General features: G+C 71.9%; 3 protein-coding genes. 1 reads left to right on the forward strand and 2 read right to left on the reverse strand.

What is annotated here, in order from left to right:
* A partial coding sequence (locus ACPXBU_RS18945; protein WP_425759005.1) for a hypothetical protein occupies positions 1-1111 on the forward strand: 1111 nt, incomplete at its 5' end.
* A gap of 332 nt (positions 1112-1443) precedes the next feature.
* On the opposite strand, the gene thiC is transcribed toward ACPXBU_RS18945, so the two are convergent.
* A complete protein-coding gene (gene thiC / locus ACPXBU_RS18950; protein WP_425759006.1) occupies positions 1444-3036 on the reverse strand; it encodes a phosphomethylpyrimidine synthase ThiC in 1593 nt (530 codons plus the stop codon).
* Between the two features lie 17 nt (positions 3037-3053).
* The gene (thiD, locus tag ACPXBU_RS18955) at positions 3054-3839 is read right to left on the reverse strand and encodes a bifunctional hydroxymethylpyrimidine kinase/phosphomethylpyrimidine kinase (protein ID WP_425759007.1); all 786 of its coding nucleotides are present in this window, start codon (positions 3837-3839) and stop codon (positions 3054-3056) included.
* Positions 3840-3954 lie beyond the last annotated feature (115 nt).

Raw genomic sequence — 3954 nt, forward strand, 5'->3', positions numbered from 1 at the left:
CGCTTCCGCCGCCCGCACGCCCACCGCCGGTGACGGTGTTTCCGCCGCCGGTGCGCGGACCGCCGGGGACGCTTCCGCCGCCGATGCGCCGACCGCCGGTGACGCTTCCGCCGCCGGTGCGCCGACCGCCGGGGACGGTGTTCCCGCCGCCGGCGCGTGGACCGTCGGGGGCGGTGCCGCCGCCAGCGCACGGCCCGCCGCGGACGACGCTCCCGCCGCGGGCGACCCGGATGCGGTCCTCTGGACGCCAGCGCCGTCGGCCTGGACGGTCACACCGGCCTGGACGGTGCCGCCGCAGGCCTCCGAGTCGGGAGCCACGACGGCGGAGCCGCCGACCGGGCCGGACGAGTCGACCGGGCAGACGCCGAAGCCGCGCCACCGGGTGCCGCTGCCGGATCTGAGCCGGGCCGGCACCTGGAACGCGTTCGACACCACCCGGCGCGCCGCCCCGACCGGGTCGCCGGACAGCTCGACGACCCGGCCGGCGACAACCGGGCCGATCGTGGCCAGCGAGTTGGCCGCTCCGACCAGACACCCGATCCCGGCCGAGCCTCCGGTCGCGCCGGGCCGGGCTGGGGCGCCCACCGGCACGGGCAACCCGACCACCACCGGCGAGCCGACAAGCACCGGCGACCCGGTGAACACCGACGATCGGGCAAGGATCGGCAACCCGGCCAGCACCGCCGACTGGGCAAACACCGGCGAGCGGGCAAGGGTCGGCGACCCGGCCAGCATCGGCGAGCGGGCAAGGAACGACGACCCGGCCAGCATCGGCGAGCGGGCAAACACTGGTGACCGGGCAAGGAACGACGACCCCGCGAGCACCGACGACCCGGCCAGCACCGACGCGACACCGGCCGGGCCGACCTCCGCGAAGGTGGCCGAGCAGCCCTCGCGGCGCGGACGGCTCGGCGGTCTGTTCCGCCGCACCAGGTCCCGCGGAGACGAGAAGGGCGCGGAGACGTCAGACGCGACGGAGTCCCTGCCGACCCAGGACGAGGAGTTCGTCGACTGGGTAGCCGGTCTGGGCAAGCCGGTGTCGGACAACGAACCGGAACAGGAGGGCGGCCGACGATCGCTCCGCTCCACCGGCCGGCACCACCGCGACTAGCCAACCAACCGGCACCACCACCACGACCAGCCAGCCGGCCGGCGGACCACCCGCCCGTCGATCATGAGGTTATTGCCGTCCAGGTCGGCGCGTCCTGACAGTAACCTCATGATCGACGCTCCGAGTCCGAAGATCCGCGCGAGAGCCGTCCGTTTTGGTCGTTAGGCCCGCTCCGCACCCCTGGGTGGCCGCGCCGCAGGAGGTCGGTCCGGTGATGATCCACTCGGGTTCAAGGAGGTCGGGGCATCCCAAGCGCTTGGATACCGCGATATCAGTGAACCCGAGTGGATCATCTCGGGACGGCGGGTTCGCCGCTCTCGGTGCGGGTCGGGTCAGGCCAGCGGCAGGTAGACCCGGCCGCCGCCGGTGACGAACTCCTCCGACTTGTCCTTCATGCCACGTGCGGCGTACTCCTTGAGCTCCTGGGTGATCTTCATGGAGCAGAACTTCGGGCCACACATCGAGCAGAAGTGCGCCGTCTTCGCGGGCTCGGCCGGCAGCGTCGCGTCGTGGTACGAGCGCGCCGTCTCCGGGTCCAACGAGAGGTTGAACTGGTCCTCCCAGCGGAACTCGAACCGCGCCTTCGACAACGCGTCGTCCCAGTCCTGTGCGCCGGGGTGCCCCTTGGCCAGGTCCGCCGCGTGGGCCGCGATCTTGTACGCGATCACGCCCGCCTTCACGTCGTCCCGGTCCGGCAGGCCGAGGTGCTCCTTCGGCGTGACGTAGCAGAGCATCGCGGTGCCGAACATGCCGATCATCGCGGCGCCGATCGCCGAGGTGATGTGGTCGTACGCGGGTGCGATGTCGGTGGTCAGCGGGCCGAGCGTGTAGAAGGGCGCCTCGTGGCACCACTCCTGCTGAAGGTCCACGTTCTCCTTGATCTTGTGCATGGGCACGTGACCGGGACCCTCGATCATCACCTGCACGTCGTGCTCCCAGGCGATCTTCGTCAGCTCGCCGAGGGTGCGCAGCTCGGCGAACTGCGCCGCGTCGTTGGCGTCGGCGATCGAGCCGGGACGCAGCCCGTCGCCGAGGGAGAACGTCACGTCGTAGCGGGCGAGCAGCGCACACAGCTCCGCGAAGTTGGTGTAGAGGAAGTTCTCCTCGTGGTGCGCCAGGCACCACGCCGCCATGATCGAGCCGCCCCGGGAGACGATCCCGGTGACCCGGTCCACGGCCAGCGGCACGTACGGCAACAGCACCCCGGCGTGCACAGTCATGTAGTCCACGCCCTGCTCGGCCTGCTCGATCACGGTCTCCCGGAACACCTCCCAGCTCAACTTCACCGGGTCGCCGCCGACCTTCTCCAACGCCTGGTAGATCGGCACCGTCCCGATCGGCACCGGCGAGTTCCGCACGATCGCCTCGCGGGTCTCGTGGATCCGCTTCCCGGTGGACAGGTCCATCACGGTGTCCGCGCCCCACCGGGTGGCCCAGGTGAGCTTCTCCACCTCCTCGGCGACCGACGAACTCACCGCCGAGGTGCCGATGTTGGCGTTGACCTTGACCAGGAACGCCCTGCCGATGATCGCCGGCTCGCACTCCGGGTGGTTCACGTTGAGGGGCAACACCGCCCGACCTGCGGCGATCTCGGCCCGGACCAGTTCCGGATCGACGTTCTCCCGGATCGCCACGAACTCCATCTCCGGCGTCACCACACCCGCCCGCGCGTACGCGAGCTGCGTCGGCCGGCGACCCTCCGCTCCGGCGAGCGGCGTACCCGCGCCCCGCACCGGCGCCACGTCACCCCGTTCGGCGATCCACGGTCCGCGCATCGCGGGCAGCCCCACCTCCGGGTCCGACCCCGGGCCGGACGTGTCGTAGAGCCGCACCGGCGGTAGGTCCCCGGTCAGCCCCACCTCCGCGAACGGCACCCGGACATCGGGTCGTGAACCCTCGACGTACACCTTGCCTCGTGCCTGCATGACAGCCTCCCTGGTGATCAAGCGGACCAGCCGAAGTGGTCCAGCGGTCCACGCCCCGCGCCCAGCTCCCAACCCCGTGCGCCGGTCAGCGCACGGAGCACGTACTCCTTCGCGGCCCCCACCGCCGCCGGCACCGGATCGCCGAAGGCGAGCCGCACGGCGATCGCCGCCGAGAACGAACACCCGGTGCCGTGGGTGTGCGGGGTGTCCACTCGGGGGGCGCGCAGCAGGGTGGTCTCGCCGCCGCCGTGCAACACGTCGACCGCCTCGCCGCCGTCCAGGTCACCGCCGGTGACCACGACGTACTCCGGGCCGCCGGCCCCGAGGGCCTCGGCGGCCACGACCATCCCGGCCACGTCGTCCACTCCGCGTCCGGTGATGGCCGCGGCCTCCGCGCAGTTCGGCGTCGCCACCCGGGCGTACGGCAGCAGCCGCTCCACCGCACCCACCACGCCGAGCCGGTGTCCACTCGTGGCAACCAGCACCGGGTCGACGACGAGCTGCGGCAGCCGGCCGTCCCGGGCGGCCTCGGCCACCGCGTCGGCGACCGCCTCGGTGCCGAGCATCCCCGTCTTGACCGCACGCACGCTGAAATCCGTGAGTACGCTGTCCAACTGCTCGACGACCGTGCGCGGCGGCAGCGGCAGCACCGCGTCGACACCCCTGGTGTTCTGCGCGGTGACCGCGGTGAGGACACTCGTGCCGTACGCGCCGAGCGCCGCGAAGACCTTGAGGTCGGCCTGGATGCCCGCGCCACCGCCGGAGTCCGAGCCGGCGATGGTGAGGATGGTGCTCGGTGTCACTTCTCCTCCTTGGTTGCGGTTGGGGGTTGGCCGTTTGTGGTTGCGGTTGGGGGTTGGCCGTTTGTGGTTGCGGTTGGGGGTTGGCCGTTTGTGGTTGCGGTTGGGGGTTGGCCGT

This window comes from Micromonospora sp. DT231, assembly GCF_049847025.1.
GTDB lineage: Bacteria > Actinomycetota > Actinomycetes > Mycobacteriales > Micromonosporaceae > Micromonospora.